Below are 20,840 nucleotides of genomic sequence, written 5' to 3'. Positions count from 1 at the left end.
GAGAGACTGGTCTAGACAACTTATTGACACGTGAAGGGCAGAACCATGGCTGAGCGCCGCGTCAACGTCGGTTGGGCCGAGGGCCTGCACGCCCGCCCCGCTTCCATCTTCGTCCGTGCCGCCACGGCCTCCGGCGTCCCCGTGACCATCGCCAAGGCGGACGGCAACCCCGTGAACGCCGCCTCGATGCTCGCGGTGCTCGGCCTGGGCGCCCAGGGCGGCGAGGAGATCGTCCTCGCGTCCGAGGCGGACGACGCCGAGACCGCTCTGGACCGCCTGGCGAAGCTGGTCGCCGAGGGGCTCGACGAGCTCCCGGAGACCGTCTGACCCCGGTCGCTCAGAACCGGAATTCCCTCTGCGGCGAAGTCGCGGCCCCCACCGGGAGCCGCGACTTCTCCATTTCCAGGACCGGAGAGATCAAAGCTCGACGGTAATCCGGATCAGGGCAGCAAAAAGAAAGACCCCACCAAGAATGCCTTCTTTGTATACGGCGTAATTGTTAATGGCGGGCTCCCGCGATGTTTACGGGGTGTTGCGAAGTCCTCACCCGGGCCCCGCCGGCCGCCTGCCGGTCCGCGCGGCGCAGCCGGTGCGCGGCGGCGGCCCGCTCGGCGTGCTGGGCGGCGAGCAGCCTGGCGCGTTCCGCGTCCCCGCGCGCCACGGCGTCCACGAGGGCACCGTGCTCGGCCCAGGAGTCCGCGGGCCTGGCCGGCTGCTCGACGGCGTACATCCAGGCGATCTTGTGCCGCAGCTGTGTGAGCAGCGCGATCAGAGCGGGGCTGCCGGAGGCCTGGGCCAGCGTCTCGTGGAACCAGCCGCCCAGTGACCGGAGGTCCTCCCCCTCACTGCGGCGCACCCGCTCCTGCCCCAGCCTGACCAGGCCACGGAGAACCTTGAGGTGCGCGTCGGTGCGGCGCTGGGCCGCACGCGCGGCGCCCAGCGGCTCCAGCAGCATCCGCATCTCCAGGAGGTCGGCGGCCTCCTGCTCGGTGGGCTCGGCGACGCAGGCACCGGCGTGCCGGCGGGTGACGACGAACCCCTCGGACTCCAGGGTGCGCAGCGCCTCGCGCACCGGGACGCGGGAGACGCCGTACCGACGCGCGAGCACCTCTTCGGTGAGGCGGCTGCCGCGTTCGAAGACACCGGAGACGATGTCGTCACGGATTGCCGTGCATACCGAATGCGCGGGAATGCGCATGTCCGAACCTCCGTCTTGATCACCGCGAAACGCGGCCGATCGACGCCTGTTCTGTGACTCTATTGCAATCGGCCGGAATTTCCGATGGCGGGGTGGAATCCATGGATATCTTTTGGCCGACGAACAGTTGCGCGCGGACTTCGGGCCTTCGCCCTCCCGTGGCACCGCGAAGGCCCCGGCACGGTGCCGGGGCCTTCGTCGGAGCGTGCGAGGCGGGTGCGTCAGACCTGGACGCCGTGGGCGCGGAGGTAGGCGACCGGGTCCATGTCCGAGCCGTACTCGGGGGTCGTCCGGGCCTCGAAGTGCAGGTGCGGTCCGGTGGAGTTGCCGGTCGAGCCGGAGACGCCGATCTGCTGGCCCGAGTCGACGCTCTGGCCGACCGAGACGCCGATCGAGGAGAGGTGGCCGTACTGCGTGTACGAGCCGTCCTTCATCCTGAGCACGATGTTGTTGCCGTACGCGCCGCCCCAGCCGGCCTCGACGACCGTGCCGGCGCCGACCGCGACGACGGAGGTGCCGGACGCGGCCTGGAAGTCGACGCCGGAGTGCGAGCCGGACGACCAGAGCGCGCCGCCGGACCGGTAGCCGGTGGTGACGTGCGAACCGGCGACCGGGAGGTGGAAGGAGTTGAGCCGGGCACGCTCGGCGGCGCGTGCCGCGCGCGCCTTCTCCTCGCGGACCTCCTTGGCGCGGGCCTGGGCCTTGCGCTTGGCCTCCGCCTTCGCCTCGGCCTCGGCCTTCGCTTCGGCGGCGGCCTTCGCGGCGACGTCGGCCTGGTGCTGCTGGATCTTCGCCTGGGCCTGGATCTGGGCGGCGAGGGTGGTGTCGAGGGCGACGGCCTGGGTGAGGCCGGTGCCGCTCGCCGCTTCGGCGTCCGCGGCGAGGGCCGGGGAAGCCGTGGCGCCGATGACACCGGTGGTGGCCAGGGCAGCGATGCCGGCGACCCGGACGCTCCTGCGCGTCAGGCGGTTCGGGGCACGGTGCTTCCCGGTGGCACGGATGAACGCCATGGAGGGGTTGGTCCTTTCCTTCCTTCTCGCCTACCGGGTTAGCTGACGGGTTCGGAGCAGGAAGGTCTCCTACGGGCCCCTGCCCGTCTCGTGCGAGACGGCAGGAATCCGATTCACCCCAGGGACTTCGTGGGTCCCCGGCTCCCCAGGCTCGCGCCTGACGGGGACTCGGCGATGGCTGTCCGGCGCCGCGGGTCACGGCTCGGTTCCGACGGACAGCCGGGGAGACGCTAGGACGGCTCTGTCGCCGCCACCAAACGGAAAGGGCCTTTTGTCGCACATCCCACAGGATGAAAAGCTACTTAGCTTAATAAAGCGGACAAAAGGCCAGACCTCGGCGGACATGCCCGCCGAGGTCCCGAATGTGCCGTTCCGTCAGCCGCTGACGACCGACACCTCGCCGATGCCCAGCGCCCTGACGGGCTCCGCGATCTGCGAGGCGTCCCCCACGAGCACCGTGACCAGACGGTCGACGGGGAACGCGTTGACCACAGCGGCGGTGGCCTCCACCGTGCCCGTCCCGGCCAGGCGGGCGTACAGCTCGGCCTGGTAGTCGTCCGGGAGGTGCTGCTCCACCTGATCGGCCAGGGTCCCCGCGACGGAGGCCGCCGTCTCGTACTTCAGCGGGGCCACGCCCACGAGGTTCTGCACGGCGGTCTCGCGCTCGGCGTCGGTGAGCCCTTCGGCCGCCAGGGTGCGCAGAACCTTCCACAGGTCGTCGAGCGCGGGGCCGGTGGACTCCGTGTCCACGGAGCCGCTGATGGCCAGCATCGCGGCGCCCGTCGCACCGGAGGCCGAGCCGGGGGCCGTCGAGCGCAGCACCTGCCCGAAGGCCCTGACGCCGTAGGTGTAGCCCTTCTCCTCGCGCAGCACCCGGTCCAGCCGGGAGGTGAGGGTGCCCCCCAGGCAGTAGGTGCCGAGGACCTGGGCGGGCCACACGCTGTCGTGCCGGTCCGCGCCGATCCGACCGATCAGGAGCTGTGTCTGCACGGCTCCCGGGCGGTCCACGACGATCACACGGCCCCTGTCGTCCGCGGTGATCGGGGGCACCGGTCGCGCCTGGGCGGAGTTGCCCGACCAGTCACCGACGGTGTCGGCCAGCAGCGCGTCGAGATCGACGTCCGTGAGGTCGCCGACGATCACCGCGGTCGCGGTGGACGGACGGACGTGGGCGTCGTAGAAGGCGCGCACGGCGGCGGCGTCGATCCGCCGTACGGTCTCCTCGGTGCCCTGACGCGGACGGGACATCCGGGCCGTGGCGGGGAACAGCTCCTTGGAGAGCTGCTTGGCGGCCCGCCTGGCCGGGTTGGCCTGCTCGTGGGGGATCTCGTCGAGCCGGTTGCCCACCAGCCGCTCGATCTCGCTCTCCGCGAAGGCGGGGGCCCGCAGCGCCTCCGCGACGAGGCCGAGCGCCTTGGTCAGCCGGGAGACCGGGACCTCCAGGGAGACGCGGAGCCCCGGGTGGTCGGCGTGGGCGTCCAGCGTGGCCCCGCAGCGCTCCAGCTCGGCGGCGAACTCCTCGGCCGAGTGCTTGTCCGTGCCCTCGGACAGTGCGCGCGCCATGATCGTCGCCACCCCGTCGAGGCCCTCCGGCTCGGCGTCCAGCGGCGCGTCGAGGAAGATCTCCACGGCCACGACCTGCTGGCCCGGGCGGTGACAGCGCAGCACGGTCAGGCCGTTCGGCAGGGCTCCGCGTTCGGGCGCGGGGAAGGCCCAGGGCCTGGCCTCGCCGGCGGTCGGCTGCGGGTGGTACTCCATCGCTACTCCAGTCACGGCGGCGTCGGTCACTTGTCCGCCCCCTCGTGCGCGTCGTTGCCGTCCGTCTCCTCGGCCGGTTCGACCGGCTCGTAGACCAGGACCGCACGGTTGTCGGGCCGCAGGTGGGCACGGGCGGCGGCCTTGACCTCGTCGGCGGTCACGTCCAGCACGCGGCCCACCGCGGTCAGCGCGAGCTGCGGGTCACCGAACAGGACGGCGTACCGGCAGAGTTCGTCGGCCCGGCCGGAGACCGTGCCGAGCCGGTCCAGCCACTCGCGCTCCAACTGCGCCTGCGCGCGTTCCATCTCCTCCGGGGTGGGACCCTCCTCGGCGAAGCGGGCCAACTCCTCGTCGACCGCCGTCTCGATCTGCGGGACCTCGACGCCACCGGACGTCTTGACGTCCAGCCAGCCCAGCGACGGAGCGCCGGAGAGCCGGAGCAGCCCGAATCCCGCGGCCACGGCCGTGCGGTCGCGGCGGACCAGGCGGTTGTGCAGCCGGGACGACTCACCGCCGCCGAGCACGGTCAGCGCGAGGTCCGCGGCGTCGCACTCCCGGGTGCCGTCGTGCGGCAGCCGGTACGCGGCCATCAGTGCCCGCGCGGGCACCTCCTCCTCGACCACCTCACGCAGCTGTTCGCCGATGACGCCGGGCAGTGTGCCGTCGCGCGGCGGCTGCTTGCCCTCGTGCGAGGGGATGGAGCCGAAGTACTTCTCGATCCAGGCGAGCGTCTGCTCCGGGTCGATGTCCCCGACCACGGAGAGCACGGCGTTGTTCGGCGCGTAGTACGTGCGGAAGAACGCCTGCGCGTCCTCCAGCGTCGCCGCGTCGAGATCGGCCATCGAGCCGATGGGCGTGTGGTGGTACGGGTGCCCCTCCGGGTAGGCGAGCGCGGTGAGCCTCTCGAACGCCGTGCCGTACGGGACGTTGTCGTAGCGCTGGCGGCGCTCGTTCTTCACCACGTCCCGCTGGTTCTCCATGGACTCCTCGTCGAGCGCGGCGAGCAGCGAGCCCATCCGGTCGGCCTCGAGCCACAGGGCCAGCTCCAGCTGGTGCGTGGGCATCGTCTCGAAGTAGTTGGTGCGTTCGAAACTGGTGGTGCCGTTGAGAGAGCCGCCGGCCCCCTGGACCAGCTCGAAGTGCCCGTTCCCCTTGACCTGGCCCGAGCCCTGGAACATCAGGTGCTCGAAGAGGTGGGCGAGGCCGGTGCGTCCCGCGACCTCGTGGCGGGAGCCGACGTCGTACCAGAGGCAGACCGCGGCTACCGGGGTCAGATGGTCCTCGGAGAGCACCACGCGCAGGCCGTTGGCCAGACGGTGCTCGGTCGCCGTCAAGCCGCCGGAACCGGCCTGGGCTGTGGCCGTGTGACCCATGGGCATGTACGTCCCTTCGATCGGTGCAGGATTTCCTGCCGGACCTGCCACTGTAAGCAAGCGCAAGGGCACCTGGCGAAGTTCCCGCCTGGTGGGTGTTGTCCTGGATTCTGCCGTGGGAAGGGGGTCCGTGGGGGCCCTGGACACCTCTTCGGACGGGTCGAGGTCGGCGTTGTCGGTACGGCGGTCCACAATGGTCGGCGTCAGAACCTGAGGTTGCCCGACAGAATCTGTGAAGGAGTCGCAGCCGCGATGGCCCGCCGCAGCACGAAAACCCCGCCGCCGGACGACTTCGAGGAGAAGATCCTCGACATCGACGTCGTCGACGAAATGCAGGGCTCCTTCCTCGAGTACGCGTACTCGGTGATCTACTCCAGGGCTCTGCCCGATGCCCGGGACGGCATGAAGCCCGTGCACCGCCGCATCGTGTCCCAGATGAACGAGATGGGCCTTCGCCCCGACCGTGGCTACGTCAAGTGCGCACGGGTCGTGGGCGAGGTGATGGGCAAACTGCACCCGCACGGTGACGCGTCGATCTATGACGCACTGGTGCGCATGGCACAGCCGTTCTCGATGCGCCTGCCCCTGGTCGACGGGCACGGCAACTTCGGCTCGCTGGGCAACGACGACCCACCGGCCGCCATGCGGTACACCGAGTGCCGGATGGCCGACGCCACGACGCTGATGACGGAGTCGATCGACGAGGACACGGTCGACTACCAGTCGAACTACGACGGCCAGGAGCGGGAGCCGGTCGTCCTCCCGGCGGCGTACCCGAACCTCCTGGTAAACGGCGCGTCCGGGATCGCGGTCGGCATGGCGACCAACATGCCCCCGCACAACCTCGGAGAGGTCATCGCCGCCGCGCGCCACCTCATCCGGCACCCCGGCGCGGACCTCGAGACGCTGATGCGCTTCGTCCCCGGACCCGACCTGCCGACCGGTGGCAGGATCGTCGGGCTCGGCGGCGTCAAGGACGCGTACGCCTCCGGGCGCGGTACGTTCAAGATCCGCGCCACGGTCGCCATAGAGAACGTCACGGCACGCCGCAAGGGCCTCGTCGTCACCGAACTCCCCTTCGCCGTAGGCCCGGAGAAGGTGATCGCCAAGATCAAGGACCTGGTCGGCTCGAAGAAGCTCCAGGGGATCGCCGACGTCAAGGACCTCACCGACCGGGCGCACGGTCTGCGTCTGGTGATCGAGGTCAAGAACGGCTTCGTGCCCGAGGCCGTGCTGGAGCAGCTCTACAAGCTGACGCCGATGGAGGAGTCCTTCGGCATCAACAACGTGGCGCTGGTCGACGGACAGCCGCTCACCCTGGGGCTCAAGGAGCTCCTCGAGGTCTACCTCGACCACCGGTTCGACGTGGTCCGGCGCCGCAGCGAGTTCCGCAGGACCAAGCGGCGCAACCGGCTGCACCTGGTCGAGGGCCTCCTCGTCGCGCTGCTCGACATCGACGAGGTCATCCGCCTCATCCGGGACAGCGACAACTCGTCACAGGCGAAGGAGCGCCTGATGGAGCGCTTCTCGCTGAGCGAGATCCAGACCCAGTACATCCTGGACACCCCACTGCGCAGGCTCACCCGCTTCGACCGGATCGAGCTGGAGGGCGAGCGCGACCGCCTCAACGAGGAGATCGCCGAGCTGACCGCGATCCTGGAGTCGGACGCCGAGCTGCGCAAGCTGGTGTCCTCCGAACTGGCCGCGGTGGCGAAGAAGTTCGGCACCGACCGCCGTACGGTCCTGCTGGAGTCCGCGGGTTCGCAGATCGCCTCGGTGCCGCTTGAGGTCGCCGACGACCCGTGCCAGGTGCTCCTCTCCTCGACCGGGCTGCTGGCCCGTACGGCCAACGGCGACCCGGTCGTCCGGGCCGAGGACGCCAGGCGGACGAAGCACGACGTGGTCGTCTCGGCGGTCCGCGCGACGGCGCGCGGGGACGTGGGCGCGGTGACGTCCACCGGCCGGCTGCTGCGTCTCTCGGTCATCGATCTGCCGCAGCTTCCTGACACCCACTCGGCTCCGAACCTCTCCGGCGGAGCACAGGTCTCGGAGTTCCTGACGCTGGAGGCGGACGAGGACCTGATCTGCCTGACCACCCTGGACGAGGAGTCACCCGGCCTGGCCGTCGGCACCCTGCAGGGGGTGGTGAAGCGCGTGGTGCCCGACTACCCCGCCAACAAGGACGAGTTGGAGGTCATCTCGCTCAAGGACGGTGACCGGATCGTCGGCGCCACCCAGCTGCGTACGGGAGAGGAGGACCTGGTCTTCATCACGTCCGACGCGCAGCTGCTGCGCTACCCGGCCGCTCAGGTACGTCCGCAGGGACGCGCCGCGGGCGGCATGGCGGGGGTCAAGCTCACGGCGGGCGCCTCGGTCCTGTCGTTCACCGCGGTGGATCCGTCGGTGGATGCCGTGGTGTTCACGGTCGCCGGTTCGCACGGCACGCTGGACGACTCGGAGCGGACCTGGAAGCTCACCCCGTTCGACCAGTATCCGCGCAAGGGCAGGGCCACCGGCGGGGTGCGCTGCCAGCGCTTCCTCAAGGGGGAGGACGTCCTGGTGTTCGCCTGGGCGGGAGGGACGCCGGCGCAGGCCGCGCAGAAGAACGGCGCACCGGCCGAACTGCCGGCGCCCGACCCGCGCCGTGACGGTTCGGGCACTCCGCTGACCAGCCAGGTCGCGGTGATCGCCCCACCGCTGTAGGACACCGCCGGACGGCGCGGGGCGTCAGGCCTCGTCGCCGTCCGGCTGCCGTACGTACCGCAGGACGCCCCACATGCTGCGTTCCAGCTCCTCGGTGGCACCCTGCGACGCGTCCTGCGAGGCGTCCTGGCAGCCCTCCAGTTCCTTGTGCAGCGCCTCCGCGTCGATGCCGGAGCCGATCAGCACCAGCCGGGTCCGCCGTGGTTCGTCCCGCGCCCAAGCCTGCGGGACGAAGCGCAGGAACCTGCCGACGGCGTGCAGGGTGTAGCGGTTTCCCGGGTCGCCCGCGCCGAAGTCGGCGAAGCCCTTGATCCGGTAGAGACCGGTCGGCCTTGAGTCGAGGAACTCCATGAACCTGCGGGGGCTGAGCGGGAGTTCGGCGGTGAAGGAGACACTCTCGTACGCCGTGTGCAGATGGGCCCCGTGCGCGCGGTCGGCCTCGGGGAGCAGGTCCTCGAAGGTGAGCTGCCGGGCGATGTCGTCCGCGTCCGCCCCGAGCACGGGGTCGAAGAGCAGCTCCGGGTCGATCCTGCCGTACGCGGCGCTGATGAGCGCCGCCTTGCCGCCCGCCTCGGCGACGGCACCCCGCACGTCTCCCAGTCCGGCTTCCGTCACACGGTCGGTCTTGTTCAGGACGATCAGGTCGGCGATCGCGAGATGCCGGTCGATCTCGGGGTGGCGTTCCCTGGTGGCGGGGAACTCCGCGGCGTCGACGACCTCGACCAGCCCCCCGTACCTGATGTGTGGATTGTCGCTGGCCAGCAGCATCCGCACGAGCTCCTGGGGCTCGGCGAGACCGCTGGCCTCGATGACGATCACGTCGAGCCTGGCCGCGGGACGGGTGAGCGTCTCCAGGTAGGTGTCGAGTTCGCTCGCGTCGACGGCGCAGCACAGGCAGCCGTTGCCCAGCGAGACCATGGACCCGACCTGGCCCGCGACGGTCATGGCGTCGATCTCGATCGACCCGAAGTCGTTGACGATCACGCCAATCCGGTTGCCCGCCCTGTTGCGGAGCAGGTGGTTGAGCAGGGTCGTCTTTCCGGATCCGAGGAAGCCCGCCAGGACGACGACCGGGATCTGCGAGGTGCGGGGCGGGGTCAACGGGGGCCTTCCTGCGGTCGGTCAGAGTGCCGGTACGGGGCGCGGCGGCGGCGTACCCACGTAGCGGGCCGCCGGGCGGATGATCTTCGAGTCCTCCGCCTGCTCCAGGATATTGGCGCTCCAGCCGATCATGCGCGCGGCGCAGAAGGTGGGGGTGAACATCGCGCGCGGCAGCCCGCAGAGCTCCATGACGACCCCCGCGTAGAACTCCACGTTGGTGTGCAGCTCACGCCCGGGCTTGAGCTCGGCGAGGATCTCCTCCACCCGCTGTTCGACCTCGACGGCGAAGTCGGCCAGCGGTCCGCCGAACTCCAGCGCGATCGAGCGCAGCATGCGGGAGCGCGGGTCCTCGGTGCGGTAGACGGGGTGCCCGAACCCCATGATCCGCTCCCCCGCGAGGACGCGGGCACGGATCCAGCCGTCGATGCGGTCGGGGGTGCCGATGGCGTCCAGGGTGTCCAGCGCACGGCTGGGAGCGCCGCCGTGCAGTGGACCGGAGAGCGCGCCCACGGCTCCGACGAGGCAGGCGGCGATGTCCGCGCCGGTCGAGGCGATCACCCTGGCCGTGAAGGTGGAGGCGTTGAAACCGTGGTCGACCGTGGAGACGAGGTACCGCTCGACGGCCGCGGCCCGCGCGGCGTCCGGCTCCTCGCCGGTGAGCATGTAGAGGTAGTTCGCGGCGAAGGGGAGGTCGTCGCGCGGCTCGACCGGTTCGAGCCCCTGGCCGAGGCGGTACAGCGAGGTCAGCACCGTGGGCACCGCCGCACACACGGCGAGCGCGTCGTCGCTGCGGCGGTCCGCGCCGAGGTCGTACACCGGGTGGAATCCCGCCGTGGCGCCGAGCAGCGAGAGTGCCGTGCGCAGCCCGGCGAGCGGCCCGGAGACCGCCCCGGCGCGCGCGATGGCCGGCAGCGCCCGGCCCACCTCGGCGGGCAGGCGGCGAAGGCCCGCGGTACGTGCGGCGAAGCCCTGGCTCTCGGCCGGGCCGGGCAGCTCGCCGTGGAACATCAGGTACCAGACGTCCTCGAAGCTGCGGGTCCGCGCCAGCTCGATCGCCGAGTAGTGCCGGTAGTGGTAGAAGCCCTCCCGCCCGCGCACGTCGCCGAGGGCGGTATCGGTGACGATCACACCGGCGAGCCCCCGGGGCGTGTCGAGAGGGGCGGATTCCGTACGTGGGTCGGACATGGCAGATCTCTCCTCGACCGGCGTTGCAAACATTGATTCAACTGTCCATGCTTGACTTTGAATCTGTCAATATTGATTGAATCAACATAAAAACTTGATTACCTTGGATCGATATGGATGGGAGATGGATACGGATACGGTGGGCGCCATGACGCATGAGCCGGTCGGCGGAGCAGCCGGCGACGACCCGAGGACCGGAGGGGCGGCCGAAGGCCGCAGGCTGACCACCCGGGAGGCGGCGGAGCTGCTGGGCGTGAAGCCCGAGACCGTCTACGCCTATGTGAGCAGGGGGCAGCTCACCAGCAGGCGCGCGCCCGGCGGACGCGGCAGCACGCTCGACGCCGCGGAGGTCGAGGCGCTGGCCCGCCGCACCGGACGCAGGGAGCCCTCTCCGGCGCCCGCCGGCGAACTGGTCTTCCGTACCGGCATCACGCTCATCGAGCCCGACCGCTACTTCTTCCGCGGCGTCGACGCGACCGAACTGGCCCGCGCTCACGGCTTCGAGGAGGTCGCCGAATGGATCTGGACCGGCGCCCTCCGTCCGGGCGTCCGCTTCACCGCTGACCCCGAATCCCTTGCCGCGGCACGGCGTACGGCTGCCGCGCTGCCACGGCACAGCAGCTCCACGGACAGGCTGCGGGTGGCGGTCGCCGCGGCGGCCGCTTCCGACCCCCTGCGGTTCGACCTCTCGCCCGAGGGGGTTCTGAGCAGCGCGCGCAGCCTGATCCCCACCCTGGTGGGCGCACTGCCGGACGCCGGAGAGCCCGGCGGGTACGCCGCGGGGGTGCGGGACGGCGGCGGACCTGGGGCAACGGCCGGAACGGCGTCCGGCGCGACCGGCGGCGGGCCGGACGGCGCGCCGGCTGCCGGGCCGGGTGATCCGCTGGCCCGGCAGCTGTGGCCGAAGCTCTCGGCGCGGTCCGCCGACGCGGGGGCGCTGACCGTGCTCGACACCGCGCTCGCACTGCTGGCCGACCATGATCTGGCGCCCTCGACCCTGGCCGCACGCATCGCCGCGTCGACACACGCGCACCCGTACGCCGTGGTCTCCGCCGGCCTGGGTGTGCTGGAGGGACCGCTGCACGGCGCCGCGAGCGGGCCGGCGCACCGCATGCTGGCCGAGGTCGTGGAGCGGGGCGGCGCGGCACCGGTGGTCGCCGACCACCTGCGGGCGGGGCGCCGGGTGCCGGGGCTCGGGCACCGGCTCTACTCGGGCGAGGATCCGCGGGCGAGCCTGCTGTTCGCGCAGCTGGAGGAGGTGCCGCGGGCGGCGGACGCGCTCGCGGCGGCCCGCGACGTGGTCGCGACGACCGCGCGCCACACCCCCCTGCACGCCAATGTCGACCTGGCGCTCGCCGTGCTCTCCGTCTCCTGCGGCATGGCCGGCGAGGCGGGCGAGACCGTGTTCGCGGTGTCCCGGACGGCGGGCTGGATCGCCCACGCGATGGAGGAGTACGCGGAGCGGCCTCTCCGGATGCGGCCCAGCGGCCGGTACGGCGGCCCCCGCCCGCCGCAGCCGATGCCGAAGCCCGCGCCCGCCCGGGACGCCGGGCAGGCGCCGGAGACCCCCGACGCAAATTAGCTACAGACGACGGAAAATCTCGCCGGGTCCGCTACCGGGGCGGGCGGGCCGTGGAGCCGCGTACCACCAGCTCCGGTTCGAAGAGGAGCTCGTCGGACGGGACCGTACGGCCTCCGATCTGCACCGACAGCAGCTCAACCGCCGCCCTGCCCATGGCTTCGATCGGCTGGCGCACCGTGGTCAGCGGCGGCTCGGTGCAGTTCATGAAGGCCGAGTCGTCGTAGCCGACGACGGAGACGTCCGCGGGTACGGACAGTCCGCGGCGGCGCGCCGCTCGCACCGCTCCGAGGGCCAGTGGGTCGCTGGCGCAGATGATGCCGGTGACACCCTGGTCGAGCAGCCTGGTCGCCGCGGCCTGACCGCCCTCGAGCGAGAACATCGCCCGCGCCACCCACTCGTCCGGCACGCCGGACCCCGCCTGCCCGGCCAGCGTCCGGGCCGCGGCCAGCTTGCGCTGGGAGGGCACGTGGTCCGCCGGACCGAGGACGAATCCGATCTTCTCGTGGCCGAGGGAGACGAGATGGCGCCAGGCCTGCTCGACCGCCACCGAGTCGTCGCAGGAGACCCCGGGGAAGCCGAGGTGGGCGATGGCCGCGTTGATCAGGACGACCGGGATCTTCCGGTCGGCCAGCACCTTGTAGTGGTCGTGAGGTGCGTCGGCCTGGTGGTAGAGGCCACCGGCGAACACGACTCCGGACACCTGCTGCTGGAGGAGCAGCTCGACGTAGTCGGCCTCGGAGACGCCTCCCTTGGTCTGCGTGCAGAGCACCGGGGTCAGCCCCTGCTGGGCGAGCGCGCCGCCGACCACCTCGGCGAAGGCCGGGAAGATCGGGTTCTGCAGCTCGGGCAGGACCAGCCCGACCAGTCGGGCCCGCTCGCCGCGGAGCTGGGTGGGACGTTCGTACCCGAGGACGTCGAGGGCTGAGAGAACGGATTGCCGCGTGGCGTCGGAGACGCCTGGCTTACCGTTCAGCACGCGGCTGACCGTGGCCTCGCTGACTCCTACTTTCTTGGCAACCTGAGCAAGTCGTCGCGTCATGAACGCAAGATTAGCGCAAGAAACGCAAGAAGATTGCGTTGAGGCGGATGCTGATAGAACGCTCACAGACGGGACGCCCGCAGGCAAGGGCCCCGCTGCTCCGGTGTCCGTGTCCGACCGGGCGTCGGGCGTCGGGCGTCGGGCGTCGGGCGTCGGGCGTCGGGCGTCGGGCGTCGGGCGTCGGGCGTCGGGCGTCGGAGCATGATCGGCTTCCTCGAGATTTCAGGAAGCCGCGGTCGCCCCTTACCGTTCGTACGATGAGCGCCCCATCGACCACTCCGCGCGGGCCGCGCCGGTTCGGCTGGCCGAAACGGGTCTTCTCGCAGGTTCTGCTGATGCAGCTGGCCATCGTCACCGGCGTGACCGTGCTGGCCACCGGTCTCTTCCTGGCACCCCTCAGCGCCCAGTTGGACGACCAGGCCATGCGCCGCGCCCTCGCCATCGCGCAGAGCACGGCGGCGCAGCCGCAGATCGCCGACTCGCTGGTCAGCACCGACCCGACCCCGGACGGTCCCGTGCAGACAGCGGCCGAACGGATCAGGCGGTCGACCGGTGCCGAATACGTCGTGGTCATGGACAGGCGAGGGGTGCGCTGGTCCCACACCGACGTCTCCCGCATCGGCGACGTCGTCTCGACCGACCCCAGCAGCGCGCTGGCCGGCAGGTCCGTGATGGAGATCGACAGCGGCACACTCGGCCGATCGGCCCGGGGCAAGGTACCGCTGCTCGACGGGGCGGACCGGGTCGTCGGCGCCGTATCGGTCGGCATCGCCTACGACAGCGTCCGCGCCAGGCTGCTCGCCGTGATCCCCGTGCTGCTGGCGTACGCCGGCGGCGCCCTGGCCGTCGGGGCGCTGGCCGCCTATCTGATCTCCCGCCGACTCCAGCGGCAGACCCATGACCTCGCGTTCTCCGACATCGCGGCACTCCTGACGGAACGCGAGGCCATGCTGCACAGCATCCGCGAGGGCGTCGTGGCGCTCGACCGCGCGGGGCGCATCAGGCTCCTCAACGACGAGGCACAGCGTCTGCTCGGTCTCGGCCCCGACGCGGCGGGCAAGCCGCTGGAAGAGGCCCTGGGCGAGGGCAGGACCGCCGACGTGCTGGCGGGCCGGGTAGTCGGGGAGGACCTCGTGACCGTACGCGGCAGCCGTGTGCTTCTCGCCAACCGGATGCCCACGGACGACGGTGGGGCGGTGGCCACCCTCCGCGACCGTACGGAGCTCGAGTATCTCGGCCGCGAGCTCGACTCCACCCGGGGCCTCATCGACGCGCTCCGCGCCCAGGACCACGAGCACGCGAACCGGCTGCACACCCTGCTGGGGCTGCTGGAACTGGAGATGCACGACGACGCTACGGAGTTCGTCACCGAGGTCGTGGGAGTCCACCGGGCGACGTCCGAGCAGGTCACCGAGAAGGTCCACGACCCGCTGCTGGCCGCGCTCCTGGTCGGCAAGGCGACGGTCGCGGCCGAACGCGGTGTCGCCCTCCGCATGGCGCCGGGGGCGCTCCTGCCCGACCGCCTGGTGGACCCTCGCGGTCTCGTCACGGTCCTCGGGAATCTCGTGGACAACGCGCTGGACGCGGCCGCGGGATCGGCCGACGCCCGTATCGAGGTCGGACTGCGGGCGGAGGGCCGTACGGTGGTGCTGCGGGTACGCGACAGCGGGCCGGGCGTTCCGGCCGGTGACCACGAGTCCATCTTCACGGAGGGCTGGTCGACGAAGGAGCTGCCGGCCCACGGCCGGCGCGGCCTGGGGCTGCCGCTCGTGCGCAGGCTCGCGGAGCGGCAGGGCGGCAGCGTCACCGTGTCGGGTAGCTGCGAGGGCGGGGCGGTGTTCACCGTCGTGCTCCCCGAGGCGCTGCGCGAACCCGGGGCGCCGGACGAACCGGAACAGCCCGGTCGCCCTCCGGTGGCGGCACCGGCCACGACGTCAGGAGGCACCCTGTGATCGAGGTCCTCGTGGTGGACGACGACGTCCGGGTGGCCCGCATCAACGCGGCCTACGCCGCCAAGGTGCCCGGCTTCCGGGTGGCGGCCATGGCCCACTCCGCCGCCGAGGCACTCTCCCGGATCGGGGAGACGCCCATCGACCTGATCCTGCTCGATCACTACCTGCCGGACCGCAACGGCCTGGCCGTGGTGCGGGAACTGCGCGAACTCGGCCACCACGCCGATGTGATCATGGTGACGGCGGCCCGCGACGTCGCGACCGTACAGGCCGCGATGCGGCACGGGGCCCTCCAGTACCTGGTGAAGCCGTTCGCGTACTCCGGGCTCCGCACCAAGCTCGAGGCCTACGCGGCGCTGCGCCGCACCTTGGAGAGCGGCGGCGAGGCCGAGCAGGCCGAGGTGGACCGGTTGTTCGGCGCACTGTGGGCCACGGGCGGATCAGATCTGCCGAAGGGCCACTCGCCGACGACCGCGGAGCTGGTCCGCCGTTCCCTGCGCGCCGCCGAAGGGCCCCTCTCAGCACAGGAGGTCGCGGAGAGCGCCGGGATGAGCAGGCAGACGGCCCAGCGATACCTCAAGCTGCTGGAGCGCACCGGCCGGGTGCGGCTGTCCCTGAAGTACGGCGAGACGGGCCGCCCGGAGCACCGTTACGCCTGGGCAGCCGGCTCCTGAAACCCGTCCTCCGGCGTCCGGGCGCGGGCTAGGCCGCCCCCGCCCCGGTGAGCGAGCGGACCTCGGTCTCCGCGTGCTTCGCCGTGTCCGGGGGCTCTGGTGAGGTGACGGTACCGATCCAGCCGGCCAGGAACCCCGCCGGGATGGACACCAGCCCCGGGTTCTCCAGCGGGAAGACCGCGAAGTCCACGCCCGGGAAGAGCGAGGCGGGCCCCCCGGAGACGACCGGCGAGAGCAGGACGAGGAGGACGGCCGGGATCAGTCCTCCGTAGACCGCCCATACGGCTCCCCGCGTGGTGAAGTTCCGCCAGAACAGCGAGTACAGCAGCGCCGGGAGGTTGGCCGAGGCCGCGACCGCGAAGGCGAGCCCCACCAGGAAGGCGACGTTCAGGTCCTGTGCGAGGAGGCCCAGCGCGATGGCCACCGCTCCGACACCGGCTGCCGCCACCCGGGCCACCCCGACCTCGCTGCGCTGCTTGGCGCCCGGCCTCCGCAGCGAGGCGTAGAGATCGTGGGCGACGGAGGCGGAGGAGGCGAGGGTGATCCCGGCGACGACGGCGAGGATCGTGGCGAAGGCGACGGCGGCCACCACGGCGAAGAGCACAGTGCCGCCCGTGGAGCCCTCACCCCCTCCGAGAACGAGCGCCAGCAGGGGCACCGCGGTGTTTCCCGAGGCGTTGGACGTACGGACGTCGGCGGAACCCACGAGCGCGGCCGCTCCGAACCCGAGCACGATCGTCATCAGGTAGAAGCTGCCGATGAGCCCGATGGACCAGACGACGGAGCGGCGGGCGGCGCGGGCGGTGGGCACGGTGTAGAAGCGCGACAGGATGTGCGGCAGACCGGCCGTGCCGAGGACGAGCGCCAGGCCGAGGCTGATGAAGTCGAAGCGCGCCGTCCAACCGCCTCCGTACCGGAGTCCGGGCGAGAGGAAGTCCGCGCCGTGGCCGCTGCGTTCGGCGGCGGTGGTGAGGAGGGCGTTGAAGTCGCCGCGGAAGTGCACGAGTACGAGCACGGTGAGTGCGACGGCGCCGGCCATCAGCAGGACGGCCTTCACGATCTGGATCCAGGTCGTGGCGCGCATGCCGCCGAACGACACGTAGACCACCATGAGCGCTCCGACCCCCACCACGGTCCAGGAGCGGGCCGTGTCGCTCGTACCGCCCAGGAGCAGCGCGACGAGGCTTCCCGCGCCCACCATCTGGGCCACCAGGTACAGCACCGAGACGGTGACGGACGACGTACCCACCGCCATGCGCACCGGGCGCTCCGCCATGCGCGCCGCGACCACGTCCGCGAGGGTGAACCGGCCGCAGTTGCGTACGAGTTCGGCGACGAGGAGCAGGACGACCAGCCAGGCCACGAGGAACCCGACCGAGTAGAGCATGCCGTCGTAGCCGAAGAGCGCGATGAGCCCGGAGATGCCGAGGAAGGACGCGGCCGACATGTAGTCACCCGCGATGGCGAATCCGTTCTCCATGGGCGAGAAGAGGCGCCCGCCGGCGTAGAACTCCTCGGCCGATCCCTGCCTGTTCCGGCCCACCCAGGTGGTGATCCCGAGCGTGACGGCGATGAACACGCTGAACAGCAGGAGCGCCAGCGTCTGATGGTTCCCGCTCACCGTCCTGCACCTCTTGTCATCTCCTGGGTCTCCCAGCGCAGTTCCAACGCGGCCCGGTCGCGGTGCAGCCGCGCGTGACGCGCGTACGCCCAGGTGAGGAGGAACGTGGTGAGGAACTGCCCGAGTCCCGCCACCATCGCGACGTTGAGCGCGCCCGCGACGGGCCGCGCCATCAGGTCGTGGGCGGTGGTCGCCGCGATGACGTAGGCGAGGTACCAGAGCAGGAACGCGACCGACGCCGGGATCACGAACCGCCGGTAGCGGCGGCGTACTTCGCGGAAGGCCGGACTGCTCTGCACCTCCAGATAGATCTCGGCGGCGCTGGGACCCCGCTGTGCCTCCGGCCGGGGCCCGTCGTCGGTCGCGGTACCTCCCGCGCCGTCCGGCTCACCCCATCCGGCGGTCGGCGCCTCGTACCACGGGTCGTCGAACCGCAGCACTGCGGTGTCCGGCCCTGCTTCCTTCTCCACCAACAACTCCCTTGTCCACGCGCCTTTTCGGGCGCGGAGTCAAGAATGGGCAGATCGGGAAGATCCCGGGCACTTCATTCGCCGTGCTTCACCATTTCAGGTGACGGAAGCCCCGGGTGGGTGTGTGATCCCTCTGCGGTAGGGATACGGAACGGCCCCCGCCCTGCCCCTTGCGCCGGGGCCCGGAGGACCAGCCACAGCGCTGCGGGCGGGCAGCATCGCCGCGAGCGGCAGGGGCAGGGCGGTCGTGGCCGTCGACCGTGGGTGGGGACCGCGTCTCCACCCACGGCTGGAAGACGGTCAGACGTCGATGCGCGAGCGGTCCAGTGTCGCCGCCGAGCTGGTGATGAACTCCTTGCGGGGCGCGACCTCGTTGCCCATCAGGAGGTCGAAGATCCGCTCGGAGGATTCCAGGTCCCCGATGTTGATGCGCCGCAGGGTGCGGTGGCGCGGGTCCATCGTGGTCTCCGCCAGCTGGTCGGCGTCCATCTCACCGAGGCCCTTGTAGCGCTGGATCGAGTCCTTGATCCGGACGTTCTTCCGCTGCAGCTCCAGGAGGGTCTGCCGGAGCTCGTTGTCGGAGTACGTGTAGACGTACTTGTCCTGGCCCTTCCTGGGCTGGACAAGCTCGATCCGGTGCAGCGGCGGCACGGCCGCGAAGACCCTTCCCGCCTCGACCATCGGCCGCATGTAGCGCTGGAAGAGCGTGAGCAGCAGCGTACGGATGTGCGAACCGTCGACGTCGGCGTCCGTCATCATGATGACCTTGCCGTAGCGCGCAGCGTCGATGTCGAAGGTGCGACCGGAGCCCGCCCCTATCACCTGGATGATGGCGCCGCACTCGGCGTTCTTCAGCATGTCCGAGACGGACGACTTCTGGACGTTGAGGATCTTGCCCCGGATGGGCAGCAGGGCCTGGAACTCACTGTTGCGGGCCAGCTTCGCGGTACCGAGCGCGGAGTCACCCTCCACGATGAAGAGCTCGCTGCGCTCCACGTCGTCGCTGCGGCAGTCGGCGAGCTTCGCCGGCAGCGAGGACGATTCGAGCGCGGTCTTGCGGCGCTGCGCGTCCTTGTGCTGACGCGCGGCGATCCGGGTGCGGGCCGCGGCCACGGCCTTGTCCAGGACCGCCCTGGCCTGAGCCTTGGCGTCGCGCTTCGTGGACGTCAGGAACGCCTTGAGCTCCTTGGCGACCACGTTGGCCACGATGCGGTTGGCCGCCGAGGTGCCCAGTACCTCCTTGGTCTGCCCCTCGAACTGCGGCTCGGCGAGCCGCACGGTGACGACCGCTGTCAGGCCTTCCAGGGCGTCGTCCTTGACGACGTCGTCCTCGGCGACTCGGAGCAGCTTGGCGGAGCGCAGGACCTCGTTGACCGTCCTGGTGAGGGAGCGCTCGAATCCGGTCACGTGGGTGCCGCCCTTGGGGGTGGCGATGATGTTGACGAAGGACTTGACGTCGGTGTCGTAGCCGGTGCCCCAGCGCAGGGCGATGTCGACGGCCAGTTCCCGGGTGACCTCGGTCGGCGTCATGTGACCGCGGTCGTCCAGGACCGGCACGGTCTCCTTGAACGTACCCGTACCCATCAGGCGCTGCACGTCGCAGACGGCCTTGTCCTGGGCGAGGTAGTCGCAGAACTCACTGATCCCGCCGTCGAAGCGGAACGTCTCCTCCGTCTTGCCCTCGCCGTCGATGCCCCGCTCGTCGCGTACGACGATGGTGAGGCCCGGCACGAGGAACGCCGTCTGGCGCGCCCGCTGGTACAGCGTGTCCAGGTTGAGCTTCGCGTCCTTGAGGAAGATCTGCCGGTCCGCCCAGTACCTCACCCGGGTACCCGTACGCGTCTTCGGGACCCGCTTGCCCTTCCGGAGGCCGTTGGCAGGGTCGAAGGGGCTGTCCGGGCCCCTCTCCGTGAACATGCCCGGCACACCGCGCCGGAAACTGATGGAGTGGGTCGCGCTGCCCCGGTCGACCTCGACGTCCAGCCGGGCGGAGAGGGCGTTCACCACGGAGGCGCCCACGCCGTGCAGGCCGCCGGAGGCCGCGTAGGAGCCGCCGCCGAACTTTCCGCCGGCGTGCAGCTTGGTCATGACGACCTCGATGCCGGAGAGCCCCGTCTTGGGCTCGACGTCGACCGGGATGCCCCGGCCGTTGTCACGGACCTCCACGGAGGAGTCGTCGTGGAGGATGACCTCGATGGCGTCGCAGTAGCCGCCGAGTGCCTCGTCCACCGAGTTGTCGATGATCTCCCAGAGGCAGTGCATGAGTCCGCGACTGTCCGTGGACCCGATGTACATTCCGGGCCGTTTACGGACCGCTTCGAGCCCTTCGAGGACGAGAAGGTGCCGTGCGGTGTAGTTGGAACTGTCCCTGTCTGCGCCGCCTGCTCCGGTCAGCAGCGCAGTGGACGGCACGGAATCGGCGGTCACGCGGTTCGCTCCTCGCTGAATTTCAATCTGGGTCCCGGTGGTGACGGGTTCGGCCAAGGTAGCCGCTGAGAGCCTACCGAGGCCTGGTAGAGCGGTTGTAACGCCACCCACGGGGAATCATTATGCTAGTCCAGCCTCGTATGCACGTTCGATCATTCGTTGGAGTGCCACACACATCACGTTCCCTTCGAGGCATGAACCATTTAGGCTCCGGGCACGTCCTCTTGAACAGACCGGCAAGCCAGCCGGCGGGACCGGCCCACACAAGCAACGCGAAACCGTAGCGCTACGCAATACGGCACATTCGCCGCCAACCGGCGACAGACAGCCATCCTGAGAAGAAGTTTCGAAGAAATGCCACGAGCGGGAACGTTTTCGGCCTGGTTGGATGTTGACCCTGGTACGACAGCTCGTCGAGCTAGAGAAGAGGCGACGTGACTACTGTTCTGACCCCCGCGAGCCCGCTGACCGCAGCAGACCGCTGTGACCGTTGCGGCGCCCAGGCCTATCTGCGCGTCGTCCTCATCAGCGGTGGTGAACTGCTCTTCTGCGCCCACCACGGTCGCAAGTTCGAGCCGGAACTCAAGAAGATCGCCGCGGAAATACAGGATGAGACGGATCGGCTCACTGCCGCGCAGGCCAGTGCCGCCGACGAGGAGCACTGACACCTCGCATCCACGACGAGCCAAGGGTCCGGTCCCGTACCGGCCGACGGGCGGCCTCCCCCACCGGGGAAGCCGCCCGTTC

16 protein-coding genes and 1 riboswitch are annotated in these 20,840 nt (G+C 70.7%); of the genes, 6 read left to right on the top strand and 10 right to left on the bottom strand.

Annotated features, from left to right (window positions below):
* Positions 1–45: 45 nt before the first annotated feature.
* Positions 46–327, top strand: coding sequence for an HPr family phosphocarrier protein (locus AB0I83_RS28915; RefSeq protein ID WP_356535928.1), 282 nt, complete (start codon positions 46–48; stop codon positions 325–327).
* A gap of 172 nt (positions 328–499) precedes the next feature.
* Here the strand turns inward: AB0I83_RS28915 and AB0I83_RS28910 are convergent, their stop codons facing one another.
* The 4 genes from AB0I83_RS28910 to AB0I83_RS28895 form a co-directional block, all read right to left on the bottom strand.
* The gene (locus tag AB0I83_RS28910; RefSeq protein ID WP_363306742.1) at positions 500–1,198 is read right to left on the bottom strand and encodes a GntR family transcriptional regulator; all 699 of its coding nucleotides are present in this window, start codon (positions 1,196–1,198) and stop codon (positions 500–502) included.
* Positions 1,199–1,419: 221 nt separating this feature from the next.
* On the bottom strand, positions 1,420–2,208 hold the full coding sequence (locus tag AB0I83_RS28905; RefSeq protein ID WP_356535926.1) for a M23 family metallopeptidase: 789 nt from the start codon (positions 2,206–2,208) through the stop codon (positions 1,420–1,422).
* A gap of 12 nt (positions 2,209–2,220) precedes the next feature.
* Positions 2,221–2,392, bottom strand: a riboswitch (cyclic di-AMP (ydaO/yuaA leader).
* Between the two features lie 191 nt (positions 2,393–2,583).
* On the bottom strand, positions 2,584–3,966 hold the full coding sequence (locus tag AB0I83_RS28900; RefSeq protein WP_356535946.1) for a pitrilysin family protein: 1,383 nt from the start codon (positions 3,964–3,966) through the stop codon (positions 2,584–2,586).
* A 26-nt stretch (positions 3,967–3,992) separates the two neighbouring features.
* The gene (locus AB0I83_RS28895) at positions 3,993–5,345 is read right to left on the bottom strand and encodes a pitrilysin family protein (RefSeq protein WP_363306741.1); all 1,353 of its coding nucleotides are present in this window, start codon (positions 5,343–5,345) and stop codon (positions 3,993–3,995) included.
* Between the two features lie 246 nt (positions 5,346–5,591).
* Between AB0I83_RS28895 and AB0I83_RS28890 the strand changes: the two genes are divergently transcribed.
* Positions 5,592–8,042: a DNA topoisomerase IV subunit A gene (locus AB0I83_RS28890; protein WP_363306740.1), complete on the top strand. Its 2,451-nt coding sequence runs from the start codon at positions 5,592–5,594 to the stop codon at positions 8,040–8,042.
* A gap of 24 nt (positions 8,043–8,066) precedes the next feature.
* Here AB0I83_RS28890 and AB0I83_RS28885 read toward each other — a convergent pair whose 3' ends face one another.
* Together AB0I83_RS28885 and AB0I83_RS28880 are read right to left on the bottom strand one after the other, a co-directional pair.
* Positions 8,067–9,143, bottom strand: coding sequence for a GTP-binding protein (locus tag AB0I83_RS28885; RefSeq protein ID WP_363306739.1), 1,077 nt, complete (start codon positions 9,141–9,143; stop codon positions 8,067–8,069).
* A gap of 21 nt (positions 9,144–9,164) precedes the next feature.
* Positions 9,165–10,328: a citrate/2-methylcitrate synthase gene (locus AB0I83_RS28880; RefSeq protein WP_363306738.1), complete on the bottom strand. Its 1,164-nt coding sequence runs from the start codon at positions 10,326–10,328 to the stop codon at positions 9,165–9,167.
* A gap of 148 nt (positions 10,329–10,476) precedes the next feature.
* Between AB0I83_RS28880 and AB0I83_RS28875 the strand changes: the two genes are divergently transcribed.
* On the top strand, positions 10,477–11,910 hold the full coding sequence (locus tag AB0I83_RS28875; protein ID WP_363306737.1) for a citrate synthase: 1,434 nt from the start codon (positions 10,477–10,479) through the stop codon (positions 11,908–11,910).
* A gap of 31 nt (positions 11,911–11,941) precedes the next feature.
* Here the strand turns inward: AB0I83_RS28875 and AB0I83_RS28870 are convergent, their stop codons facing one another.
* Positions 11,942–12,949 (bottom strand): LacI family DNA-binding transcriptional regulator, encoded by a 1,008-nt coding sequence (locus AB0I83_RS28870; protein ID WP_363306736.1) that lies wholly within the window; start codon positions 12,947–12,949, stop codon positions 11,942–11,944.
* Positions 12,950–13,206: 257 nt separating this feature from the next.
* On the opposite strand from AB0I83_RS28870, the gene AB0I83_RS28865 reads away from it, so the two are divergent.
* Both AB0I83_RS28865 and AB0I83_RS28860 read left to right on the top strand, forming a co-directional pair.
* Positions 13,207–14,901, top strand: a complete 1,695-nt coding sequence (locus AB0I83_RS28865) for a sensor histidine kinase (RefSeq protein WP_363306735.1) — start codon at positions 13,207–13,209, stop codon at positions 14,899–14,901.
* A complete protein-coding gene (locus AB0I83_RS28860) occupies positions 14,898–15,575 on the top strand; it encodes a response regulator (protein ID WP_363306734.1) in 678 nt (225 codons plus the stop codon). The genes AB0I83_RS28865 and AB0I83_RS28860 overlap by 4 nt, the downstream gene beginning before the upstream one ends.
* Positions 15,576–15,603: 28 nt before the next feature.
* Here AB0I83_RS28860 and AB0I83_RS28855 read toward each other — a convergent pair whose 3' ends face one another.
* The 3 genes from AB0I83_RS28855 to AB0I83_RS28845 all read right to left on the bottom strand — a co-directional run bounded on the left by AB0I83_RS28855 (position 15,604) and on the right by AB0I83_RS28845 (position 20,093).
* On the bottom strand, positions 15,604–17,196 hold the full coding sequence (locus AB0I83_RS28855; RefSeq protein ID WP_363306733.1) for a cation acetate symporter: 1,593 nt from the start codon (positions 17,194–17,196) through the stop codon (positions 15,604–15,606).
* Positions 17,193–17,666 (bottom strand): DUF485 domain-containing protein, encoded by a 474-nt coding sequence (locus tag AB0I83_RS28850; RefSeq protein ID WP_363306732.1) that lies wholly within the window; start codon positions 17,664–17,666, stop codon positions 17,193–17,195. Before AB0I83_RS28850 ends, AB0I83_RS28855 begins: the two co-directional genes overlap by 4 nt.
* Positions 17,667–17,966: 300 nt before the next feature.
* Entirely contained in the window at positions 17,967–20,093 is a 2,127-nt protein-coding gene (locus AB0I83_RS28845; protein WP_363306731.1) for a DNA topoisomerase IV subunit B, read from the bottom strand.
* A gap of 434 nt (positions 20,094–20,527) precedes the next feature.
* Here AB0I83_RS28845 and AB0I83_RS28840 point away from each other — a divergent pair, with 434 nt between their 5' ends.
* Positions 20,528–20,758 carry a hypothetical protein gene (locus tag AB0I83_RS28840; RefSeq protein WP_014048767.1) on the top strand — a complete coding sequence of 77 codons (231 nt, stop codon included), beginning with the start codon at positions 20,528–20,530 and terminating at the stop codon, positions 20,756–20,758.
* The last annotated feature ends 82 nt before the right edge of the window (positions 20,759–20,840 follow it).

The organism is Streptomyces sp. NPDC049970, from assembly GCF_040660235.1.
GTDB lineage: Bacteria > Actinomycetota > Actinomycetes > Streptomycetales > Streptomycetaceae > Streptomyces.
The sequence above is the reverse complement of the archived record's forward strand: the minus strand, read 5'-3'. Positions and strand labels throughout refer to the sequence as shown.

Bases quoted from the DNA above. Each gene is read 5' to 3' on its own strand.
- AB0I83_RS28905 (WP_356535926.1), bottom strand. From the start codon at position 2,208: ATGGCGTTCATCCGTGCCACCGGGAAGCACCGTGCCCCGAACCGCCTG.
- AB0I83_RS28915 (WP_356535928.1), top strand. From the start codon at position 46: ATGGCTGAGCGCCGCGTCAACGTCGGTTGGGCCGAGGGCCTGCACGCC.
- AB0I83_RS28865 (WP_363306735.1), top strand. From the start codon at position 13,207: ATGAGCGCCCCATCGACCACTCCGCGCGGGCCGCGCCGGTTCGGCTGG.
- AB0I83_RS28895 (WP_363306741.1), bottom strand. From the start codon at position 5,345: ATGCCCATGGGTCACACGGCCACAGCCCAGGCCGGTTCCGGCGGCTTG.
- AB0I83_RS28870 (WP_363306736.1), bottom strand. From the start codon at position 12,949: ATGACGCGACGACTTGCTCAGGTTGCCAAGAAAGTAGGAGTCAGCGAG.
- AB0I83_RS28890 (WP_363306740.1), top strand. From the start codon at position 5,592: ATGGCCCGCCGCAGCACGAAAACCCCGCCGCCGGACGACTTCGAGGAG.
- AB0I83_RS28900 (WP_356535946.1), bottom strand. From the start codon at position 3,966: ATGGAGTACCACCCGCAGCCGACCGCCGGCGAGGCCAGGCCCTGGGCC.
- AB0I83_RS28875 (WP_363306737.1), top strand. From the start codon at position 10,477: ATGACGCATGAGCCGGTCGGCGGAGCAGCCGGCGACGACCCGAGGACC.
- AB0I83_RS28910 (WP_363306742.1), bottom strand. From the start codon at position 1,198: ATGCGCATTCCCGCGCATTCGGTATGCACGGCAATCCGTGACGACATC.
- AB0I83_RS28880 (WP_363306738.1), bottom strand. From the start codon at position 10,328: ATGTCCGACCCACGTACGGAATCCGCCCCTCTCGACACGCCCCGGGGG.